Genomic DNA, 22,018 nt, shown 5'->3' with positions numbered 1-22,018 from the left:
CGATTTGGTGGAATAGGTATACTTTCTAGCTTTATTCAGTCGAGAAGGCGGTCAGTAAGTGGTGTTGAAGCGTTATGTATAAGGGATAGAGATAGTTTCTATATCTATTTCTCACAAGCAAGCTGAATTTGATGGAAAAGATATACTTTTTAGCTTTATTCGTCATGGGGCGTGGTGAAATTCATGTAACGCAAAGACCTCATACGCCACTGGATAGTGGAATATGAGGTCTTTTTTCGCGAGACTTGATAATGCGACTAAAATTTCTTCGTTCGTTGCAGCTCCAGCTGTGGTTCAGCGGCAGGTGCCGCAGCTTCCTGCTGAGGGAACTGCAGCTCATATAGCTGCTTGTACCTGCCTTGCGCCGTAAGCAGCTCATCATGCGTGCCGGATTCGAGGATAACGCCTTTATCGAGCACGTAGATCGTATCGGCCTGCTGAATCGTTGACAGCCGATGCGCGATGACGAGGCAGGTGCGGCCTTCGAGCAAGTGCGCGAGAGCATCTTGAATCGACTTCTCGGATTCCGTATCGAGCGAGGAGGTTGCCTCGTCCAGTATGATGATGGCTGGATTTTTCAGTATGGCGCGGGCGATCGATATGCGCTGCTTTTGTCCTCCGGACAGCTTCACGCCTCGTTCCCCGATCTGGGAGTCATAACCTTGCGGGAACGACATAATGAATTCATGCGCGCTTGCGGCCCGCGCGGCAGCCTCGATTTCTTCATCGGACGCGCCTTGCTTCCCGTAGACGATGTTCTCGCGTATCGTACCGTTCAGCAGCACAATATCCTGCGAAACGATGCCAAGATGCGAGCGCAAGGACGCCAGCTTCAATTGCTTAAGCGAAATGCCGTCGAGCGATACCGTACCCTCCTGAGGGTCATAGAACCGCGTCATCAAATGCGTTATCGTCGACTTGCCGGCACCGGAAGATCCGACGATGGCGGTAATCTTCCCCGGAGCAATCTCGAATTCAAAGTTCGACAGCACCGGCACATCATTGTGATAGGCGAAGCTGACGTTGTCGAAGACGACGTGCCCTTGCACGTGGGTCAGCGCAATAGCATCCGGAGCATCGGCAATTTGCGGCTGCGTGCCTAATATATCGACGATTCGCTCGTAAGCGGCAGCCGATTGTTGAATGGTATTAATGGTGCGGCTGAAGCGGCGGATCGGATTTTGCAGCAGGCGAAGGTATGCCATAAAGGCAACGATGGTGCCGATCGTCATGCTTCCGTCCATCGTGAAGCGTGCTCCGAACAGCAATACGGCAGCGAGTCCAATGAACAAGAGCATGTCGATCACCGGCTCGAACACAGCCCGCGTCTTCACGGCATGCAGATTCGCCTTCATATTGCTCTCGCTTCGCAGCGCAAAGCGTTCCGCTTCGAAGTCTTCGTTGGAAAAAGATTTAATGAGTCGAATGGATGATAACGTATCTTGCAGATGGTTGCTTACCTCGGCTACCGTCTCTTGCACTTTCTTAAAGGCCGCTCGCATCCGCTTGCCGAAAAATTGCGTCGTAAGAAGCATAAGCGGAAACGTTGCGAGCACGATGAGCGTTAACTGCCAGTTGATCCACATCATATAAGCAGCGACGGCGATGAAGGTGAACCAGTCGGTTATGATCGACATCATGCCCGACGAGACGAGCTGCTGAAGCATGTTCACATCGTTCGTGACGCGCGACATTAGATCGCCTGTGCGGTTGCGGTCGAAGAAGCCGATATCAAGCCGCTGGATATGCCGATACAGCTCGCCGCGTATGTCGTATACGGCGCGCTGGCCGACAGAAGCCATTAATAAGCTGCTTAAATAATTGAACAGGCCTAGCAGCAGCGCCGTACCTAGCACGCCAAGCGCTACCCAAATCAAGCTGTTGTAACGCTGACTCGGAATGATGTCGTCAATCGTCCATTGCGTAAGACGCGGAATGGCGAACTCGAGCAGCGACACGGCAATGATGCAGATGAAGGCGGCTGCCATGAGCATCCATTGCGCTCGCACATGGAGAAACATTCGCTTGTACATGCTCCATATGCTGCCGCGAGCTGGTTTCTTGGCCGGTAAAGGCGGCATTCGATTGCCCATAAAACCTGGATTCGGGTTCATGCTCGCATCACTCCGTTTCCTCGATAGCGCTGGTCGCCTGCTGTGCGTATGCATCAAGCAACGAATTGATCTGCTGCTGCTGCTGCGATAACAGCGATTGAAGCTTGGACGATAACTCCTTGCTTGCCGAAGCTTCTTGCTCGGCGCGCGTCACAAGACGAAGCAGGTCGAAGGACTCGTTCGATAGGCCAAGCTTGCGTCTCATCTTCTCGAATCGATAGGCCTCCACTTCCGGAGGCAGTTTCCCGTCTTCGTCCCGTTTGGGACGTTCGGGAAGCAGGGAGAGCGCGGATCGGCCTTGTTCGGTGATCGAGTAAACCTTTTTGCTGCCGTCGTCCTCTCTGACCGAGACGAAGCCTTTCTCCTCCAGTGCTTGCAGTGTCGGGTAGATGCTGCCTGCGCTAGGAATATAGAGACCGCCGGATTGCTCCTCCAGCGTCTTCATAATCTGATAGCCGTGCATCGGCTCCTCGGCGAGCAGTCTGAGCAGCGCAATCTTCACGCCGCCGCGGCCGAAGTAACGTTTGCCGGAGCCAGGTTCTTTATGTGGATGCATAGTAGGTCTCACCTCGCTTGTATAATACGATATATCGTAATATTAAGTTAACGATATATCGCATTGAAGTCAATATCCGTTTTTTCCATCTTCGTCATTGTGTGGCTCTTATCATCATTGACAATGATTATTATTATTATTTACAGTATCGGAAAATATTTAAGCAAAGCTTGGAGCGGAAAGGTAATCTGCCATCGGTGTGATGATCTAGACAGCCCGTTGTGGTAAAATAAGACCAAGGTTACTCATTTGATCCTCAATGGATGTGCTGAAACCATGAACTTCAAAAACGACCACTTTCTCGAAAGAATCTTCTCCTTGCTCAGATGGTTTTTCTTAGTAGTTGCTGGAATTGTATACGCTTACTATTTTTATCATACGAAAGCAGATTTTTGGCGCGTTGTCACGGGGAATGGACGGACGATGTCGTGAAAGCAGCTGATATTTTATTATATTCCGCTAAGAAACAAGGCCGTAACTGTATTGTATGGGGAGTTGCCGACCGATAAATAAGGTAGGACGCAACGAAATGCGCTACGGGGAGGGTATGGAATGGATAACAAGTGGAGGAAGCGCGGCTGGAATAAGCTTTTGCTACTACTCGTACTTGTGTTTATCTTGCTCAGTGGATGCGCCTCTCATAACGAGAACATAACCAGACAAGAAAGCAGTCCGCCTGGTGTGACGGATCGTATTACGATTAGGATTGCACAGAGCTTGCCTAATGATGTGCGATCCAAATCGCTGCAGACGCTTATTGAAGCTTTTGAACGGCAGCATCCAAGCATTAAGGTTGAACTCGTATCAACCGACTACGCCACGGCGGATAAGACGATAATGAAGCTGCTTGGCGAGGAGCAAGGGATAGATATTGTAGAAGTGAGAACCGGCAATTTGCAATCCTTTGTCTCGGAGGGACTTATTGAAAATCTTCAGCCCTATGTTGCGCAATGGGATCAATATAGCATGTTAAGCGAGAACGCTCGTACCGCTGCAACCAATCTAGACGGTACGCCTTACTACATTCCGAGCGGTCTATACCAGTCGCAATTGTATTATCGCAAAGATCTGTTCGAAGCCAAGGCGCTTCAAGTGCCTGAAACGTGGGAGCAGTTGTATTTTGTCGGGAAGCAGCTTACGAGCGCTCCGCGCAACCAATTCGGCTATGCCTTCCGCGGTGGAACGGGTGCAACCCGAATGTTGAATCAGATCATCCAGGCGTACAACAGCGACGATGTGAACCTGGGAGATCCGATGTACAGACATGACGGCAAGTCTATATTTGCCGATGATGGAGCTCTCCAAGCTATAGAGCTGTATCGTAATATATACGCCGACACGTCGCCTCCGGAATCTATTAATTGGGGGTTCAACGAGCAGGTAGAAGCGTTCGCGAACGGCATGACGGCGATGCTGATTCAAGATTCAGACGCGATCGCGCTTATTGAGGAGAAGCTTGCGTACGGCATCTGGGCTACTGCTCCGCTTCCAGCTGGTCCCGATGGGGTGTCTTATTACAGTGTCGGCGGGGCGGGATGGGGAATATCATCCAAGTCCGGGCATAAGAACGAGGCATGGGAGCTGATCACCTTCCTATCGTCGACAGACAACCATATGAAGTTCGCCAAAGATACCGGCGTTATACCGATCTATAACAATGTGGACGACTCGGAGTTTTTCAAGACTGGCGCGTTCGCTCCGTATATTCTTATGAACAACAATCCTGTACGCTATGCGGGAACGAGAACATTAGGCGGCTTTGCTCAAAATGGGGATTACACGCAAAATGGACCGGACATGCTAAGAAAGTACTTGCGTGGAGATTGGACGGGAGAGCAACTGTTGGAACAGCTTGACGAGATGTGGGAACGATCGCCTGAGTAGGAACATACAAGCGTAACGATGAATGGACGATGCTTCATTCGCTTACACTATCTCTATATGCCGTTTGACCTTCTCCTGCATCGCCGATACGATAAGAGGGATAGTCGATTAGGTGAAAGGAAGAGTAAAGTCTATGAAGCGCTTATTAATTGTATTTACAGGCGGGACCATTGGCAGCAGAAGCGCGGGTCGCGAGATTCAGGTGAATGAGTCAGGCTCGTATGCCTTGCTTGACGCTTATCAGGCTAGCGGCTTGAAGCGCGACGAAGTCGTATTGGATACGATTCAGCCTCTTAATATTTTGAGCGAAAATATGACGCCGAATCATTGGGGCATTTTAGCCGCCGCACTCAAGGAAGCGGATTGGCGGTCCTATGTGGGCATTATTGTGACACATGGCTCCGATACGCTCGCTTATTCAGCGGCGATGTTCAGCTACTTGTTCGCTGATATTACGATTCCGCTCGTGTTCACGGCGAGCAATTATCCTTTAGAAGACGAGCGGAGCAATGGCCTCGGCAATTTCAGCCACTCGATAGATTACATATTGGATGGCGAGCTGCCGGGCGTTTTTGTCGTCTATGCGAACGACAAGGGCGAGCCCATTGTCTATCTCGGTACTCGGATTACGCAATGCGAATCGTTCACCGATCAGTTTCGTTGTCCGTATGACCTGCCTTATGGCAAAATGGTCAATCGTAAGTTTGTACGGCTTGCGCATGACCATAATCCGACACCCGAGCAGCTTCGCGGCCGGAAGGATACCGGCTTGGCGAAATGGCAAAGTGAATCGCCTGCTATAGACTCAAGCATCGTATACGTGAAGCCTTATCCGGGATTGAACTATAGCTATTATCGGTTTGGCGAGGTTGACGAGCGGCGGCCGAAGGCGATTCTGCATGATCTTCATCATTCGGGAACGGCTTGCGCGGTAGATGAAGAACCGTATTCCCTAACTCGATTTATTGAAGCTTGCCAGGCACAGCAGATTGACGTCTACCTTTGTCCGGTCAAGGACAGCTCCGATTCTATGTATTCCTCGTCGCTGAAGCTGATTGAGGCGGGAGCGATTGTGATCGAGAAGCTATCGGTAGAAGCTGCGATTACGAAGCTCATGCTGGCATGGGGCTTATATGGCGGTTCGGGTAACGATGCTCGCGAAACCGTTAAGTCGTTCGTAACGGGCGCGTCTATCTTTTACGAGAGGAATGAAGCATGCGATGTTCATTGACAGAGCGGAGTTCCTAACAGCTGAGCCGTTGGATCGGCTTATATCCTTTTACAACGAAACTCTGCAGTTTCCGATTGTAGACGAAGGCTTGATCGGGCGTGTTACGTTTCAAGCGGGCTACTCTAGATTGACGTTCGTATCCGTGGAGAGCGCAGAAAACGATCCTTATTACCATTTTGCGTTCAATATTCCATCGAATAAGCTGGATGAAGCGAAGGCTTGGATCAGCCGGCATGTGCAGCTAGGCGTTGAGGCAGGTGAGGATGTCTCATATAGTGCCTTGTGGAATTCGCATTCGGTCTATTTTGCCGATCCAGCGGGTAATATATTGGAGTTGATTGCGCGTCATACGATGGGTAACGAGGTGGACCGCCCTTTCGATGCGAAGCAGGATGTGCTGAACATTAGCGAAATTGGTTTGCCGGCACACCATGTGCGGTCAGCAGTGGATGCACTCGAGGCACTTGGTATACCGACGTACAAGACGAGAGATGACAGCTTCAATCCGATCGGCGATGATGAAGGTCTGTTCATTATTCGAACGGTAGGGGGCAGGTGGCACTTCACGAATAAGACGGCGGAGAGCTTCCCTATACGTGCCGACATACGAGGTCTCGGTGAGTTGCATTTATATGAGAGCGGTCAACAGCTCGTCATCGAGCAAAATTAATTAATAATAAGTAGAGTAGAGGAGAATATGCGATGGGACAAACGGTTTTGCAGGTAGGAGATCAGGTGCCTAATTTCAAGCTGCAGGCATCTAACGGCAAGGAAGCGGCACTCGCTGATTATGCAGGCAAGAAGCTTGTTATTTATTTTTATCCGAAGGATATGACGCCGGGCTGTACGACCGAATCCTGCGACTTCCGCGACTTCAATGGACAGTTCGCTGAGCATAATACGGCTGTTATCGGCATTAGCCCAGACGATCTGATGTCGCATGAGCAATTCATCGAGAAGCATGAGCTGCCGTTCCTGCTGCTGTCGGATACGGAGCATACCGTGTCGGAGCTGTTCGGTGTATGGAAGCTTCGCAGCTGGGAAGGCAAAGAGTTCATGGGCATTGAGCGCTCGACTTTCCTGCTGGATGAGCAAGGCAAGATCGCCAAGGAATGGCGCAGCGTGAACATAGAAGGCCACGCAGCCGAAGTTCTCGAGGCGGCTAAGAGCCTTTAACGAACAAAGGGATACCCCAAAGCGCTTGTGAGCGCTTTGGGGTATCCCTTTCTGTTTTGCTGGCGCATGAGCGCCACCACAACCGAAATAGCGAAAAAACCTTGCGCTATTTCGGACATAAACCTCAAACCACCCTAAATAGCGTAAGAAAATTGCGCTATTCACCGCCAAGGCCGCTCCAACCTCCGGTACGAGCGCCACCACAACCGAAATAGCGAAAAAAATTTACGCTATTTCGCGCACAAAACCTCAAACCACCCTAAATAGCGCAAGAAAATTGCGCTATTCACCATGACGGTCGCTCCAACCTCCGGTATGAGCGCCACCACAACCGAAATAGCGAAAAAACCTTGCTCTATTTCGCACACAAACCTCAAACCACCCTAAATAGCGCAAGAAAATTGCGCTATTCACCGCTCCGGTCGCTCCAACCTCCGGTATGAGCGCCGCCACAACCGAAATAGCACAAGAACGTTGCGCTATTTTGCACACAAACCCCAAAGCGACTCAAATAGCGCAAGAACGTTGCGCTATTCACCGCTCCGGTCGCTCCGCGCCTTCTACAAATGCAGCTTATAAGCCTTGCTCGTGAGCTTATACGAGCGGATACGCTGATTACCCGCCGCTCGCTCCAGCATTCCGAGCTCAACGAGCTGATGCAATAGCTTGCGCACAGTTGGGCCGCTTATGGCTAACACACGTCCCAGCTCCCTAGGGCGTATTGGAACGACTCGCTTGTGCAGTAAGGCCCATCGCAGCAGCTCGCGATGATAAGCGGAAAGTTCAGCCGTTAAGTTAGAGTGGCTATGCTCGAGTCCATATAGTTTCCCAAGCAGCTGCTGGATAAATTGCTGGCATTGTCGCGGCTTGTCCCGTACATCATCATAAGCAAATCGTATGACATGCCAGCCGTCAAGGACAAGCTGGTTTTGCCTGAATCGGTCATCGCCGAATATGCGCCTTGAGGCGTTGCGCTGATGAGGCCCATAACCGTCGATCTCAATAGCGATCCGATAGGGAGGCCTTACATAAGCAAAATAAATAAAGCGGCTGCCATCACGAAAATCATTGATTTCGTATTCCGGATGCAAGTAGTCGAAGCTCCCAACTGCATCCCACCATACGCTCGTTGCGAATACTTGCTCGCTGAACCGCTCACCCTCCACTAATCGGCGTTTCCGTTCGCTTGTTGCTGCCCTCTTTGCCATGTGTGAGGCAAGCCATGACTCATACTCTTTTGATGCCGATCCTAACTCATTTCCCAACGCGCTTTGCACACCCCACTCTTTAATGCTCCTCATCTCCAAAACACCCCTTTGAAAAGTTTATAAAATCATACAAAAAACACCGCCATCCCAAGGACATTCGTCCAAAGGATAAGCGGTGTTCTTCACCTGTATATTCAACTATCAGCTTAGCTGGCTATCGGTTACTTACTTATCTGTCTTCCAGCTCGGCAACGAGTTCACGTAGCTGTCGGACAGCTTGAGAAGCTCCAGCGCACGCTGGTACTCGTCTTCCGTTGCTTCCTGCTCGTTCACGCCGTCGCCAGCGAGAGGAAGATGCTTCCCGTCATCATAGCCGCTGCCAGACATAAACAGCTCTTGGCTGCTTAAGAACGAGCCGCTCGGCAAATAATAACGTTGCGGAAGCACATTGTACGTTTGATTGAACAAGTCCTGGCCGAAGTGGATTTGATTGTCGAGCGATACGCCAAGCAAGTTCGCCACGGTTGGCAATACGTCAATCTGACCGCCCAATTGGTCATACACTTTCGCTTCAGGAGCGCTAGGGTTAATGATTACGAGCGGGATGTTAATCATATCGGTATAACCGTATTCACGTCCGTAAATTTCAGCCATCAGCTCTTTGTCATCGCGATCCAGCGAGTAGATCGGAAGACCGAGATGGTCGCCGTACATGACGATCAAGCTGTTATCCCAAATGCCGCGATCCTTCAAGTCTTGAATGAAAAGACCAAGCGCATAATCGGCATAGTTCTGACCGCGAATGTAGTCGCCTACGAACGTGCCTTCATAGCGTTCTGGAAGCTCCATATGATACTTGTCTTCCGGTATCGAGAACGGGTGATGCGATGTCATCGAGATAACATGCGAGTAGAACGGCTTGCCGCTTTCGCTCATGCGCTCCAGCTCGGCTGCAGTCTTCGCGTACAGCATTTCATCGGAAGGACCGAAGAATACCGTATCTTCATGTCCAAAAAACTTCTGATCGTAATATCGGTCGAATCCAAGCGCCTTATAAAGCTCGCCGCGATTCCAGAACTCAACGACGTTCGTGTGGAAAGTAGTCGTATCATAACCGTTTGCTTTCAGCAGCTTCGGCAGGCTTGGAAGCTCTTTGTCGGCGTACATCTGCGTTGCTGCACCGCGCGGCGGTATATACAGCGACGAGTTGACGACGAATTCAGCGTCCGACGTGTTGCCTTGTCCAACCTGCTGGTAAAAATGTTTGAAATAATAGTTCTCATTCACGAGCTTGTTGAAGTTCGGCGTAATTTCTTTTCCGTCGATCGTCAGATTGACGAGAAAGTTTTGGAAAGATTCCATCTGAACTATTATCAGATTTTTGCCTTCGGCCGATTTATAAAGTATAGGCTCAATTGGCGGTTGAGCGTTTTTGAGCGAATCGATTTTCGGCTGCGTAATTTGATTCGGGTCGACGTACTCGAGATCCTTGTTCGAGAAAATCATGTACGCTTCATAGTTGAGAATGCCCATCTGCTCAGCCTTCACGATTTCATTCATGCTGGCACGGTTAGGCAGGATATTGAATAAGCACAAGCCGATCGAAATCGTAAACAAAGCGACAACGAGACGTTTGTTTTCCTTCTTGGAGCTTTCCTTCTTCCAGTTGATCGCTTTTTTGCGGGCGAACAGAAGAACGGCCATAATGATGATGTCGGTGAAAATAAACAAATAATACGGGTCCATCAGCGAGAACACGCTGTTCTTGACGGCGGTAACCTGATTGACCTGGGCCAAAGCAAAGTATGTGACGATGACGCCATAATACTTGTAATACATAAGAACGGCGAATAGTATAAGCGTCATTACTAGATTGGCAATCAAATAATAAACAAGCTTCCGCTTCGATGCGAACCATTCGATCAAGCAGAATACGATGAGAACGAACGGAACTTCCTTGAGTATTGTCGTCCACGATACGCCACCCTCAAAAACAACCATCCAAGTTAAGTAGCTTTTGAGAAGCAGAATAAACGAGAAAAATAGGATGGGACGAGTGCTCAGGATACGTTTCGGTGCTATAGATGACACATAATCGCCTACCTTTCACAGCAAAAACAGGCTATCTCCCGGAGTAGCCAGCAAGCTTCAAGTAATATAAATGTTTACGACTCATTTACAACCATTATGCTCTTTTTCAGCACGCAATGTCAAAGGCAAATGACCCCTCATTGTCCAATACAAAATTTACTGACATCATTATCATTTTCGGAATTATTGATGTTCTCATTATTTTCATTTAATCCTAACGATTGGAGTGTAACTTTTGGCGGGTTACACTAGTCTATAACTTTGTTATACAATAAGTATTCAGCATATACCATGAATGAATTAGAATTATTAGGAAAAAAATAAATGCAAGAGGTGCAATATGAAAAGACGAAGAAGAATAGGATTCATCTTATTATTATGCCTTCTCATCACAATCGGTTATTCCTTCGTGAAGACAGGAACGCTGGAGACGATGTGGGGCAATATATTCGCTAGCGATGGACAAGCCGAAGCCGATCCCGGAGAAACCGTGGTGCAGCCAAGCGCCACGCCTGACGTTCAAGCTGAATATCCCGTAAGGACGCAGGAAGAAATGGTCGTCGTTGCCGAGCCGGATAGCGTAACGGCATTGGTTAATCCAGTCAACAAGCTGCCTGAGGATTACAATCCTACTGACTTGGTATATCCCGATGTGCGATTCGTATTTAATGAAAAAATCGAGAAGCGAAAGATGCGCCAAGAAGCTGCAACCGCCCTTGAACAACTGTTTGCTGCGGCAGACGCGGACGGCATGCCGCTTGCGGGCGTATCTGCTTATCGTTCGCATGCGACGCAAACGTCGCTTTTTGACCGCTATGTGAAGAAAGACGGCCTCGAGAAAGCTAAAACATACAGTGCTGTGCCTGGCACAAGCGAGCATGAGACGGGACTGGCTATCGATGTAACGGCCAGCGACGGCAGCTGCGCGGTAGAAGACTGCTTCGGCGATATGCCGGAGTCGGCATGGCTTGACGAGCATGCGGCGGATTACGGATTCATTGTGCGTTACCCGCAAGGCAAGGATGACATTACGACTTATCAATACGAGCCATGGCATCTGCGTTATGTAGGCAAAGAATTGGCGCAAGAGCTTGTGCAAAGCGGGGATACGCTTGAGGAGCATTACGGCGTTATACCGGTCAGCAAATAGGCAGCAATAGCAGCGGCGCAAGGAAGACAGAGCCAATCGGATCCAGAAGGTTAGGACAGCCGATCGCGGGCAGTCGCCTTGCGTCGCTTTCTCATTGTTAATGTAAGACGTTTTCGTGCGATTAAATCTTTGGTTCGAACGTCTTGCAGTCGGTTTCTTCGGAATTGCTTGCTTGTTTGCCGCGGTTGCTGACGACATAAATCGATGATGCGGCGCAATGATTACCCGCTGCCCAATACTTGCAGGAGTTGACTTCACATAATACATCCTTAGCCATTGACATTCACCTCCTCACCAATAGGATGGACAAACGATATATCGTTTTATACTTGAAGAGGTTGTTCAAAAAGTCCAATTTTGATCACGAAGTATATCAGGTAGCTTACTCGACATCGAATCTTGAATTCAGCCGGAACTTCCGATGCTCACGTAGCTTTTTGCTACGCTCCGCTTCTCATTTCCTAGCTTCTTTCAACCTTCTCGGTGCTGAAAACCTGACTTTTTGAACTTGTACTTGAAAATAGACAGGAGCGATGGATATGAAGTTATATTTTAATCACGATGCCGGGGTTGACGATCTTGTATCGCTGTTTCTGCTGCTTCAGATGAAAAATGTCGAACTGACGGGCGTTTCCGTTATTCCTGCAGACGGCTACTTGGAACCGGGCGTGAAGGCCAGCCGCAAAATCATCGACCGCTTCGGAAGCGCCGCTGCCAGCGATGCTATCGAGGTTGCGCGGTCGAATTCACGCGGCGTTAATCCGTTTCCTGCGGAATGGCGGATGCATACGTTCTATGTCGATGCGCTGCCGATCTTGAACGAATCGGGAACGATGGTGACGGCCGTAGCCGATCTGCCTGCCCATAAGCATATGATTCAGAAGCTGCGCGAGTCGGAGGAGAAGGTGACGCTGCTATTCACGGGTCCGCTCACCGATCTGGCTAGAGCACTGGACGAAGCGCCGGACATTGAGGACAAAATTGAGCGTCTCGTATGGATGGGCGGAACATTTAATGAGAAGGGCAATGTGCTGGAGCCGGAGCATGACGGAACGGCTGAGTGGAACGCTTATTGGGATCCGGAGGCGGCAGCCAGGGTCTGGGCAAGCCCTCTTGCCATTACGCTCGTTGCACTCGAAAGTACGATTAAAGTGCCGCTAACGGTAGCGGTGCGCAACCGCTGGGCTTCGCTGCGCAAGCATGAGGGTGTTGATTTCGTAGGGCAATGTTATGCTGTATGTCCGCCGCTTACGTATATGGAGACAAACTCCACGTATTATTTGTGGGATGTGCTGACGACGGCCGCCCTCGGCAACCCGGATCTTGTTAAGGTGAAGACCGTTCATAGCGCGGTTATTGACGAAGGACCTAGCCAAGGCCGTACGATCGAGAAGGAAGGAGGCAGACCGGTCAGCCTCGTCTACGACGTTGATCCGGACCGCTTCTTCGACTACATTACATCGCTTGCGGCCAGTGCGGTAAGCAACATATAGGTAGAACATGAATAAAGCCGCCAAGGCAGGAGAGATGCTCAGCATCTCATTGCATTGGCGGCTTTGTTGTTAATTTTTTTAGTCTACCTCATAAATCGAGCCTGACTTGCTCGCATATAACTCGGCATACACTTTCTCGGCGTATGCGTCCGTCATGCCGGAGATGTAATCCGCCACGAAGCGCGGCCAACTCCATTTGCTGCGGTGATGCTCGAAGTTATCGATCCAATCCGGCGGAATAAGAAGGCGGCCGTACTCGGGGACTTTGAAGCTGTCCCACAGACGGCGGATCATAATTTCGCTGCGCATTTGGAGACGCTGTACCCGGAAATCCTTGATTAGCGTTACCCAAGCCAGCTTCTTCAATATTTCCATCGTGCGCAGCAGCTCGATGTCCTGCTTGCCGCCGTCCACGAACGTTACCTTCTTCCAGCCTTTATCGGGATCGTCAATAATGCCAACCTTGCCGGCGAAGATGCTTACCCAGCGCGCCTTCATCTCGCGTCTTGCACGCGAAGGCTCACGGTCGCAGCCGACATACAGCGCCTCCCATTGCTCGAAATAAGAGCCAAGCACACGTTTCACCATCGCAGGGATGTCGACCTGGTCCCAGCCGACGCCCATATTGCCTTTGTCGTTCACAATCTCTTGTACGAGATGGTCGATGAGGCGGCTGTCTTCGAAGAAGGCGCGGTTCATCTGAATCTTGCCGGCCCGAATTCCGTCCTCGATATCGTGCGTGGAATACGCGATATCATCGCATAGGTCCATCAGCTGCGCTTCGAGAGTGGAGCAGCCTAAGGGCATGTTCCATAGGTTTCGCAGCTGTTCGATCTCTGTCCATTCCGTACCGTATACGCCCTTGAGCCTGCCAGGCTCGTCAAGCCCGTAAGGGTATTTGTTCACGGCCAGCAGTACCGCTGCTGTCAGATCGAGCCCGCTGCCGCTTCCCGCGCGTTTCTCGAGAAACATCAGGATTCGGAAGTTCTGCGCATTTCCCTCGTACTTAATGCCATATTCCTCGCTCAGTAGCGAATTAAGAACTTCTTCGCCCTTGTGACCGAATGGCGGATGCCCAAGGTCATGCGCCAGTGCGGCGATTTCCACAACGGCTGGCTCAAGCATAAGACCAGGATGCTCACCCAAGGAAAGAAAAGAGTATTGCTTGCCAAGCCTTCGTGCCACCTCGCGCGCAATCTGCGACACCTCAAGCGAGTGGGTCAGCCTTGTGCGATAATAGTCGCCCGAACCTGCGCCGAACACCTGCGATTTTCCTTGCAGTCTGCGGAATGCGGGCGATTGTATAATTCGTGAGTAGTCTCGTTCATATTCATCACGCTCTTCGCTGAATGTGCTAAGAGCTTGTTCGTCCAATCGAAGCTTTCGTAAGTCCATCATTGTTCCTCCCGTGCTGCTTCTGTCGCCGCCAGGGCCTTGTCAGCTTTATACGCTTGATATTTATATCATACTTTATCATACTTTCAGACTTGAACATACTTCGGGCATAGAGTATGATCGCATTAACTTTTACTTGTGACTGAGGTGCAACAGATGTATGGCAATTATGCAGAATATCGTATCGATCATATTGGTTCTTAATATTGTTTTGGCTATCACGATTATCTTCTTGGAGCGGCGAAACGCCAGCTCAACTTGGGCTTGGCTTATGGTGCTGTTGTTCATTCCGGTTCTCGGCTTCGTTCTTTATTTGATTTTGGGCCAGAAAATTCGCAAACGCAAGCTGACCAAACTCATGGGCGTTAATCAGCGTATTATTGAAGATACGGTTGATCGGCAGAAGCGCGAGCTGAAGAGCTCAGAATTTACGTTCGCCGACAGCGAGATGCAGCAGTATCAAGATATGATGTACATGAATTTGAATTCGAGCTTCGCGGTCGTTACAAACAATAATGCGGTCGAGATCTTCACGGACGGCAATCGCAAGTTCGACGCTCTGCTGCACGACATCGAAGGGGCGCAGCATCATATCCATCTCGTCTATTATATCGTTCGGGACGATGAGCTGGGACGCAAGCTGGTTAAGGCGCTTGCGGTGAAGGCGTCCGAAGGCGTCGAGGTTAGATTCTTGTACGATCATATCGGAAGCTCCAATCTTCCGCGCCGCTTCTTCTCTGAGCTGCGGGCGGCAGGCGGCAAGGAGGCGGCTTTCTTCCCTTCGCGCATTCCTTATGTGAATATGAAGATCAATTACCGCAATCACCGCAAGCTTGCGATTATCGATGGCGCTATTGGCTACATTGGCGGCTTCAACATCGGAGATGAATACTTGGGTTTGAATGCCCACTTCGGCGAATGGCGCGACACGCATCTAAGAGTCGAGGGCAATGCGGTGCTGCAAATGCAAGCGCAGTTTCTCATGGATTGGAATTTGGCCGCTTCCGGCAAAATCGAGCTGGACAAGAACTACTTTCCGTATAGGGAAGAGCGGGTCGGACATATCGATATGCAGCTCGTCGCGAGCGGACCGGATACCGAGTACCAACAGATCAAAGACGCTTATATCAAAATGATCTATGCCGCCAAAAAAACGATCTGCCTCCAAACGCCGTATTTTGTTCCCGACGAGAGCTTGATGACGGCGCTTAAGATCGCTGCGCTATCGGGTGTCGAGGTGCGTATTATGCTGCCGCGCAAGCGCGATCACTTCTTCGTCTATTGGGCGACGCATTCGTATTTGGGGGAGCTGCTTGCCGGCGGAGTGAAGGTGTTCATGTATGAGAAGGGGTTCCTTCATGCGAAGACGCTCGTTATCGATGGCAAGATTGCCTCGGTAGGAACGGCGAATCTGGACATCAGAAGCTTCAAGCTTAATTTTGAGATGAATGCGTTTCTATATAATACGCAGACGGCTGCCAAGCTGCAACGCATTTTCGAGCAAGATATCGAATATTGCCAGCAGTTAACCAAGGAGCTGTATATGTCTCGTCCGCTTATGAATAAGTTCAAGGAATCGGTCTCAAGGCTGTTATCGCCTATCTTATAAAGTATTGCAAACGCATAAAAAGGGATTCTGCTTATCGATGATAACCAGAATCCCTTTACGTGCACTTGCTACTATTATTCAATTTATTTTAACGCTCCAATCCCTTTGCATGTATTCATTATTTTCCGATCAATCCCTTTCGATAAGTACCGGATGACAAGCTCGATATCAACGATGGACGACTCTGCTTCCCCGCATGTCTTGGATTAACACTTCGGATACTCCTTTCTGCTTTTATGGAAGACATGCTTCGCTAACAGCCTTCAATGGACTATCCCCTCTCTTATGGAATTCGCCTCCGTAAGCGGCGAGTTAATCAAGATTCCCAAATGGACAATTGATATGTGATGCTTGCGGCTACCTCCTATCCGTTTGAGATAGGCTAAGTATATTCTATTTTTTTAATTTTGTAAATATTCAGATAATTAATTCGACAATATTTTTTTAACAATCTAAAAATGCGCAAACTAAAGTGTATTTCCGAGGCAATGAAGGTCATTATAACGGTTATTGTGTCAATATAACGAAAACGCTGATCAAGCGGCTAATCCGGATAACGTTCCATAACCTTCAATTGACCAACTCTACAAATAGATTTATACTTAGTCTAAATCATATTAATGAGAAGGTGATTCCTAATGACCAAAATTAATTTAACGATACAGCGCAAAGCAATCTACGAAGTGGTGCAGCATGCTGAGGACCATCCTACAGCGGCCGACGTCATTGATCGGCTTCGCAGCAAAGGCTTTAACTTCGCATATGGGACGGTATACAATTCGCTTCGGTACTTGACGGATGTCGGACTTATCCGGGAGTTAAAGCTTGGCGAGGCGGTTAGCCGCTACGATGCCCGGACAGAGGAGCATCAGCATATTGTTTGCTCGAAATGCGGACGGGTTGATGAAGTGATGGACGAATTGCCGGAAGCGTGGATTAAATCGGTTCAATCGTCTACAGGGTATGCGATTGCGCACGCTCATGTCGTGCTTGAAGGAGTGTGCGGTCAATGCGCGACGAAGTAATCGTTAATACGGATATGGATGCTGTCGTCGGTGCATCGATGCTCGGGACAGCAGAAGCTGTTCAAGGCGGCGTGCTTTGTTCGCTAACGAAGCGCGTTATGATCATCAGTCCATTGCCTGAGCGGGTCAAAGGACTGCTAATCACTTTATCCGCGGAATGCTTCGATGTGTTCTCGCTTCATGACTTTGATTCGAGCATGCTCCAGAGCTTGAAGCCTGAGCTGCTCGTATATGATGCGATTCCGGTTACGCGGGCTGGGAGCAGCAACACGCTTCAGGACGGCGCTGCATTAATAGAATTTGCCGATCGATCCGGCGTTCCTGTTCTCGTGTTGACGGATCAGCAATCGTCTAACCACAACGGCGAAGCTGCTCTTGGCGGAGCGGAACTGCTCGTATGGCCTGCCAGCCCGGATGAGGCGCTGAACCGAATTAATCAGATGTTAATGAATCGCCCAGTTGCAGGCGTGTCCGATGAAACGATCGCTTTCAAGGATATTCGCGTGGATAAGAAGAAGATGACCGTCGTTCAAGGGACCAATCGGATCGACTTGACGAAGACGGAATACGATCTGCTGCTCTTCTTCCTGAAGTCGGACGGTTCTGTTCTTACGAGGGAATCGATGCTGGATACGGTATGGGGGCTTCAATTCTATGGAGGCAGCAATGTGGTTGACGTTCATATAAAGAGTCTTCGCAAAAAGCTGAAAGACAGCGCCGTTGCGCCCAAATATATCGTGACGGTGCGCGGTGTCGGTTATCGGCTAGCCGATTAAATGTCTCCGCTTCATTTTTCATCTATTATTCATGAACCGTTCATGTTGATTTCATGACAGGCCACGCGCATAACCTTATCACATCAAGGAACGCCGGTTGGCGATAATCAGAATTCCCGTACAGCGGGACAGCGCGGTCCGGCGCTGCGGTTTTATTCCTCGGGGCTAACGCGTACACGGATGACCGAAAAAAACGGGAAGTCGCTTATTCAGAAGCGGCTTCCCGTTTGTGTTTGCATGTGCACGGGCGGGAGGGGTATGATGGAGGAGCGGCTAAGAAAGCGCTGCAATTACCATATCCATATTGCGCATAAATTCAAGCGTTGGAGGTCGAATTCCGTTATGCAATACCGTCATTTAGGATCATCAGAGCTTCATGTGAGTGAGATCAGCTTCGGTACTTGGGCGATCGGAGGATCATGGGGCAATACGAGCGACGAAGAATCGCTTGCCGCCCTTGCATCCGCAATGGATGCGGGCGTCAACTTCTTCGATACGGCAGACGTATACGGCGACGGCCGCAGCGAGCGACTGCTCGCAAGGGCGACGAAGGGCAAAGAAGATTCTATCTACATAGCAACAAAGTTTTGCCGGGCGGGCGACATTCACGATCCGGCTACCTATTCGGAGGCGGCGATTCGCGCGTATTGCGAGGCGAGTCTGAAGCGGCTGGAGAGGGAGCGAATCGACCTGTACCAAATTCATTGCCCGCCGCTTGCCATATTGAAGGACGGCAGCGTGTTCGGGGCGCTCGACAAGCTGAAGGCGGAAGGGAAGATCCGCGAGTACGGCGTCAGCGTCGAGTCGGTTGAAGAGGGCTTGTTCTGTCTAGAGCAGCCGAATGTAAGGGCGCTGCAAATTATTTTTAATATTTTCCGCCAAAAACCTCTTGAGAGCTTGCTTGATGAAGCCCATCGCAAGGGCGTAGGCATACTGGTCAGGTTGCCGCTGGCGAGCGGCTTGCTCACGGGCAAGTTCACGAATGCCTCGACGTTCGAGGAGGACGACCATCGCCGCTTCAACGAGAACGGCGAACAGTTCAATGTCGGCGAAACGTTCGCCGGTCTTGGCTTCGCCAAAGGGGTCGAGCTTGCCGAGCATCTGCGCTGGATCGCCGAAGGCCGTGACAATATGACGCGGGCATCGCTGCGCTGGCTGCTCGATCATGTTGCAGTCACTTGCGTCATACCGGGTTTCCGCAACGTGCGCCAGGTAGAAGACAACCTTGCAGCTATGAACGTACCGTCGTTCTCCGATGAGGAGATGGAGAGACTGCGCGTCTTCTACAAGGAGCAGGTTCATCCGCATATTCGCGGTTCATACTAAATAACGAGCAGGTGTCCGCGATTTGCGGCGCCTGCTTGTTTGGTTATGTTCAACATTCTGTTGTGGTGAGAAAAACTCCTATCGAAGCATGTCGAGGATGAACGTCCGCGTTTAAGCTGAAGTTTTTATCGCCAATCTGAATGATCTACTTTACGCTTTATCGCTGTAAAGTACTTAAACATTCTGATGTGGTAAAATACAATTACTAAATCTATTATTTGCCCGCCTCTTAATAGGGCGGAATCGGAGGTTACGCAAGTTGTTTTGGTCTGCTCCTATCGTTCAGCTCTTATCTGTATGTGTATCCGTTATCGCTGGTGTAACGCTTATTATATTGCGCATGAGGGCTGGCAAGAAACCTACTACGCTGAAGAAGATTATCATACCGCCGCTAGGCATGGCGACCGGCTTCATCATGTTCGTTGCCCCGATTACCCACATCCCGTGGTTGTGGGGAGTGTCCGCCTTCGGCACGGGACTGCTGCTGTTCGCTTTTCCGCTTATCGTAACGACGAGGCTTGAGCGCGTGCAATCGGACATTTACGTGAGGCGCTCCAAGGCGTTTATCGTCATTATTATTGTATTGTTCGCCATCCGTTTGGTTATGCATCAAGCTGTAGAGGAATTTATGTCGATTCCGCAGACCGGCGCTATTTTTTATTTGTTAGCGTTCGGTATGATTGTGCCTTGGCGACTCGCTATGGTGAGCGAATATTTGCGTCTGCAGCGGGCGTGAAGCAGCCATCTTCCATATTCAAACAGGAAATTCATTCCTCCGTGTAGAATGTTAGCATGCAACCGACTAGATTTATTGACGTATTGGTAACTTAAGATTCGCAAGGAGGAAGGAAGAGAGCTATGGATGCAAAATGGACCGAGCGGGTTAAACAGACTCACAACAAATTAAGAAAGCGGACACTGTCCGCGATCTTCCAAGAATTTGATAGCAAGATCATGATGCTGGAGAGTGACAAACGAGCTGAGAAATACCGCAAAATGTCGGCGACGCCATTCTCTTTTTTTCGCGGGAGCGCGTACTTATTTTATTTTGACATAAGCCGTGAATGGTTTTCCTATCATACTTCGCCTGCGCGTCCGACGTGGATTCAAGGCGATCTGCACTTCGAGAACTTCGGTGCGTTCCGCAATGAGAAGGGCGCGCTTGTGTACGATGTGAACGACTTCGACGAAGGTTATCTTGGTTCGTATCTTTACGATCTGCTGCGGATGTCGGTAAGCATCGCGCTTGTAGGACGGCTTAAGGGACAGCCGATCGACAGCCAGCTGACGGCGATTGAGACGTATTTGCAAGGGTATTCGAAACAGATGCGCCGGTTCGCAAAAGGCAAGGACGATCCGGGCTCGTACCAGATCGATCTAGAGCATGCTGAAGGGCCGGTGAAGAAGCTGCTCAAAAAGCTGCAGAAACGCCAAGACCAGCATTTCCTGGAAAAAGTAACGGCGCTTGTGCAAGAGCATCGGCAATTCGCGTACAACGAAGAAATTTTGCCGCCTACGGACGAGGAGAAGGAAGCGCTGCTGGCGGCGTGGCCGGAATATCTCGCTACAGTAGCGGCTGATGACGCGGAGGAGCTGCGGCATTTTCACATCAAGGATATTGCGGTGAAGCATGGTTCGGGTACGGCATCGATTGGACTCGACCGGTATTATGTGCTGATCGAGGCAGGCAATGAGGAGCTTGGCAGTGACGACATCGTGCTTGAGGTGAAGGAGGTGCGCGTGCCCGTGCCGGCGTACTTCATGCCTTATGACGAGACGTTCTGGTCGGAGTTCGAGCATCAAGGTAAACGCGTGACGATGACGCAGAAGGCGATGCATCATGCGGCAGATCCATATCTCGGTTACTTGACGATCGGTGAGCGGAACTTCTATGTTCGAGAGCGCTCGCCTTATAAGAAACGTCTGAAGCTCGAGTCGTTGGAGACGTCAGGAGATATGCTGTCGGTTACGGAAACGATGGGCCGCTTAACGGCGAAAATGCATGCGCGCGCGGATGCCGATGTGGAAGGCGGCGTTCTCTCTTACCATAGCGAGCAGGAAATTGTAAAAGCGATGGGACCCGACGAGGATACGTTCTGTCTGTCGATCGCGCAATGGGCGATTTCTTATGCGAATCAAGTGGAGCAGGACTATGCGTTGTTCGTCGAGTGGGCGGACGGTCGCAAATAGTCAAGTCAACGAAAGGGGCTGTCCCAAAAAGCTTAGATGCTTTTTGGGGACAGCCCCTTATTGCGCGCTTGATCGGCCGTGTTTCCTTTGTATGGCGATCGCGCTGACCGTAAAGGTTTTTGGGACTAATAGAGGTTCGGTTTGACACGGATCATTCGGAGTGGTATTCTATATAAGTCAAATGAGTTGTATGCAATTAAATTGATATCTATCAAATTAACTTTGCGGGAGGACTTTACAATGAGCGTATATTCCTATGAGCTGGAAACAATTAAAGGTGAACAAGTAACGATGGACAACTATAAAGGCAAGGTGTTGATCGTTGTCAACACGGCGAGCAAATGCGGATTTACGCCGCAGTATACGGATCTTCAGAAGCTGTACGAGCAATATAAGGACCAAGGACTTGAGATTCTAGGCTTCCCAAGCAATCAGTTCGGGGAGCAAGAGCCGGGCGCTAATTCCGATGTGCAAAGCTTCTGCCAAATCAATTACGGCGTAACGTTCCCGTTATTCGCGAAGACGGATGTACGCGATGAGACGGCGCACCCGCTCTTTGCCCATCTGACCGAGCAAGCGCCTTTTGCAGGCTTCAATACGGACGAGCCGAGCGGCAAAATGCTGAACTCGTTTTTGTCGGAGAAGCTGCCGCATTACCTTGAGGGCAACTCGATAAAATGGAACTTTACGAAGTTTCTCATCGACCGCGAGGGCAATGTCGTGAAGCGCTTCGAATCGACGGATGAGCCTTTGGACATGAAGTCCGACATTGAGAAGCTGCTGTAAAAAATAAA

Annotated in this window: 19 protein-coding genes; 13 read left to right on the top strand and 6 right to left on the bottom strand. The window is 50.0% G+C overall.

Annotation, left to right across the window (positions count from 1 at the left end; all coding sequences use genetic code 11):
• Positions 1-257: 257 nt before the first annotated feature.
• A complete protein-coding gene (locus AC0YN0_RS19265) occupies positions 258-2,114 on the bottom strand; it encodes an ABC transporter ATP-binding protein (RefSeq protein WP_475822696.1) in 1,857 nt (618 codons plus the stop codon).
• Between the two features lie 7 nt (positions 2,115-2,121).
• Complete coding sequence (locus AC0YN0_RS19260) at positions 2,122-2,670, bottom strand: PadR family transcriptional regulator (RefSeq protein WP_475822695.1); 549 nt, start codon at positions 2,668-2,670, stop codon at positions 2,122-2,124.
• A 552-nt stretch (positions 2,671-3,222) separates the two neighbouring features.
• Between AC0YN0_RS19260 and AC0YN0_RS19255 the strand changes: the two genes are divergently transcribed.
• The 4 genes from AC0YN0_RS19255 to bcp all read left to right on the top strand — a co-directional run bounded on the left by AC0YN0_RS19255 (position 3,223) and on the right by bcp (position 6,961).
• Positions 3,223-4,554 (top strand): ABC transporter substrate-binding protein, encoded by a 1,332-nt coding sequence (locus tag AC0YN0_RS19255; RefSeq protein WP_475822694.1) that lies wholly within the window; start codon positions 3,223-3,225, stop codon positions 4,552-4,554.
• 133 nt (positions 4,555-4,687) lie between these two features.
• Complete coding sequence (locus tag AC0YN0_RS19250; protein ID WP_475822693.1) at positions 4,688-5,785, top strand: asparaginase; 1,098 nt, start codon at positions 4,688-4,690, stop codon at positions 5,783-5,785.
• On the top strand, positions 5,775-6,455 hold the full coding sequence (locus AC0YN0_RS19245) for a VOC family protein (protein ID WP_475822692.1): 681 nt from the start codon (positions 5,775-5,777) through the stop codon (positions 6,453-6,455). The genes AC0YN0_RS19250 and AC0YN0_RS19245 overlap by 11 nt, the downstream gene beginning before the upstream one ends.
• Positions 6,456-6,487: 32 nt before the next feature.
• Positions 6,488-6,961: a thioredoxin-dependent thiol peroxidase gene (gene bcp, locus AC0YN0_RS19240; RefSeq protein ID WP_475822691.1), complete on the top strand. Its 474-nt coding sequence runs from the start codon at positions 6,488-6,490 to the stop codon at positions 6,959-6,961.
• Positions 6,962-7,521: 560 nt separating this feature from the next.
• Here bcp and AC0YN0_RS19235 read toward each other — a convergent pair.
• Positions 7,522-8,262, bottom strand: coding sequence for a DNA-binding response regulator (locus AC0YN0_RS19235; protein WP_475822690.1), 741 nt, complete (start codon positions 8,260-8,262; stop codon positions 7,522-7,524).
• A gap of 132 nt (positions 8,263-8,394) precedes the next feature.
• Positions 8,395-10,260, bottom strand: a complete 1,866-nt coding sequence (locus AC0YN0_RS19230; protein WP_475822689.1) for an LTA synthase family protein — start codon at positions 10,258-10,260, stop codon at positions 8,395-8,397.
• A 340-nt stretch (positions 10,261-10,600) separates the two neighbouring features.
• Between AC0YN0_RS19230 and AC0YN0_RS19225 the strand changes: the two genes are divergently transcribed.
• On the top strand, positions 10,601-11,410 hold the full coding sequence (locus AC0YN0_RS19225; protein WP_475822688.1) for a M15 family metallopeptidase: 810 nt from the start codon (positions 10,601-10,603) through the stop codon (positions 11,408-11,410).
• 121 nt (positions 11,411-11,531) lie between these two features.
• Here the strand turns inward: AC0YN0_RS19225 and AC0YN0_RS19220 are convergent, their stop codons facing one another.
• On the bottom strand, positions 11,532-11,687 hold the full coding sequence (locus AC0YN0_RS19220) for a DUF1540 domain-containing protein (protein WP_169084362.1): 156 nt from the start codon (positions 11,685-11,687) through the stop codon (positions 11,532-11,534).
• Between the two features lie 256 nt (positions 11,688-11,943).
• Here AC0YN0_RS19220 and AC0YN0_RS19215 point away from each other — a divergent pair, with 256 nt between their 5' ends.
• Positions 11,944-12,903 (top strand): nucleoside hydrolase, encoded by a 960-nt coding sequence (locus tag AC0YN0_RS19215; protein ID WP_475822687.1) that lies wholly within the window; start codon positions 11,944-11,946, stop codon positions 12,901-12,903.
• Positions 12,904-12,981: 78 nt separating this feature from the next.
• Here the strand turns inward: AC0YN0_RS19215 and AC0YN0_RS19210 are convergent, their stop codons facing one another.
• Entirely contained in the window at positions 12,982-14,298 is a 1,317-nt protein-coding gene (locus tag AC0YN0_RS19210; RefSeq protein ID WP_475823036.1) for a deoxyguanosinetriphosphate triphosphohydrolase family protein, read from the bottom strand.
• A 160-nt stretch (positions 14,299-14,458) separates the two neighbouring features.
• Here AC0YN0_RS19210 and cls point away from each other — a divergent pair, with 160 nt between their 5' ends.
• From cls to AC0YN0_RS19175, 7 genes are all read left to right on the top strand, one after another.
• Positions 14,459-15,907: a cardiolipin synthase gene (gene cls / locus AC0YN0_RS19205; protein WP_475822686.1), complete on the top strand. Its 1,449-nt coding sequence runs from the start codon at positions 14,459-14,461 to the stop codon at positions 15,905-15,907.
• Positions 15,908-16,545: 638 nt separating this feature from the next.
• A complete protein-coding gene (locus AC0YN0_RS19200; RefSeq protein WP_475822685.1) occupies positions 16,546-16,932 on the top strand; it encodes a Fur family transcriptional regulator in 387 nt (128 codons plus the stop codon).
• Complete coding sequence (locus tag AC0YN0_RS19195; RefSeq protein ID WP_475822684.1) at positions 16,917-17,708, top strand: response regulator transcription factor; 792 nt, start codon at positions 16,917-16,919, stop codon at positions 17,706-17,708. The genes AC0YN0_RS19200 and AC0YN0_RS19195 overlap by 16 nt, the downstream gene beginning before the upstream one ends.
• Before the next feature lie 342 nt (positions 17,709-18,050).
• Entirely contained in the window at positions 18,051-19,034 is a 984-nt protein-coding gene (locus tag AC0YN0_RS19190) for an aldo/keto reductase (RefSeq protein WP_475822683.1), read from the top strand.
• 259 nt (positions 19,035-19,293) lie between these two features.
• Complete coding sequence (locus AC0YN0_RS19185; protein WP_475822682.1) at positions 19,294-19,770, top strand: CcdC family protein; 477 nt, start codon at positions 19,294-19,296, stop codon at positions 19,768-19,770.
• A 122-nt stretch (positions 19,771-19,892) separates the two neighbouring features.
• A complete protein-coding gene (locus tag AC0YN0_RS19180; protein WP_475822681.1) occupies positions 19,893-21,224 on the top strand; it encodes a DUF2252 domain-containing protein in 1,332 nt (443 codons plus the stop codon).
• 240 nt (positions 21,225-21,464) lie between these two features.
• A complete protein-coding gene (locus AC0YN0_RS19175; RefSeq protein ID WP_337103947.1) occupies positions 21,465-22,010 on the top strand; it encodes a glutathione peroxidase in 546 nt (181 codons plus the stop codon).
• Positions 22,011-22,018: the final 8 nt, after the last annotated feature.

Source organism: Paenibacillus sp. J22P218, assembly GCF_056269195.1.
This window is presented reverse-complemented; position numbering and strand designations above follow the sequence as displayed.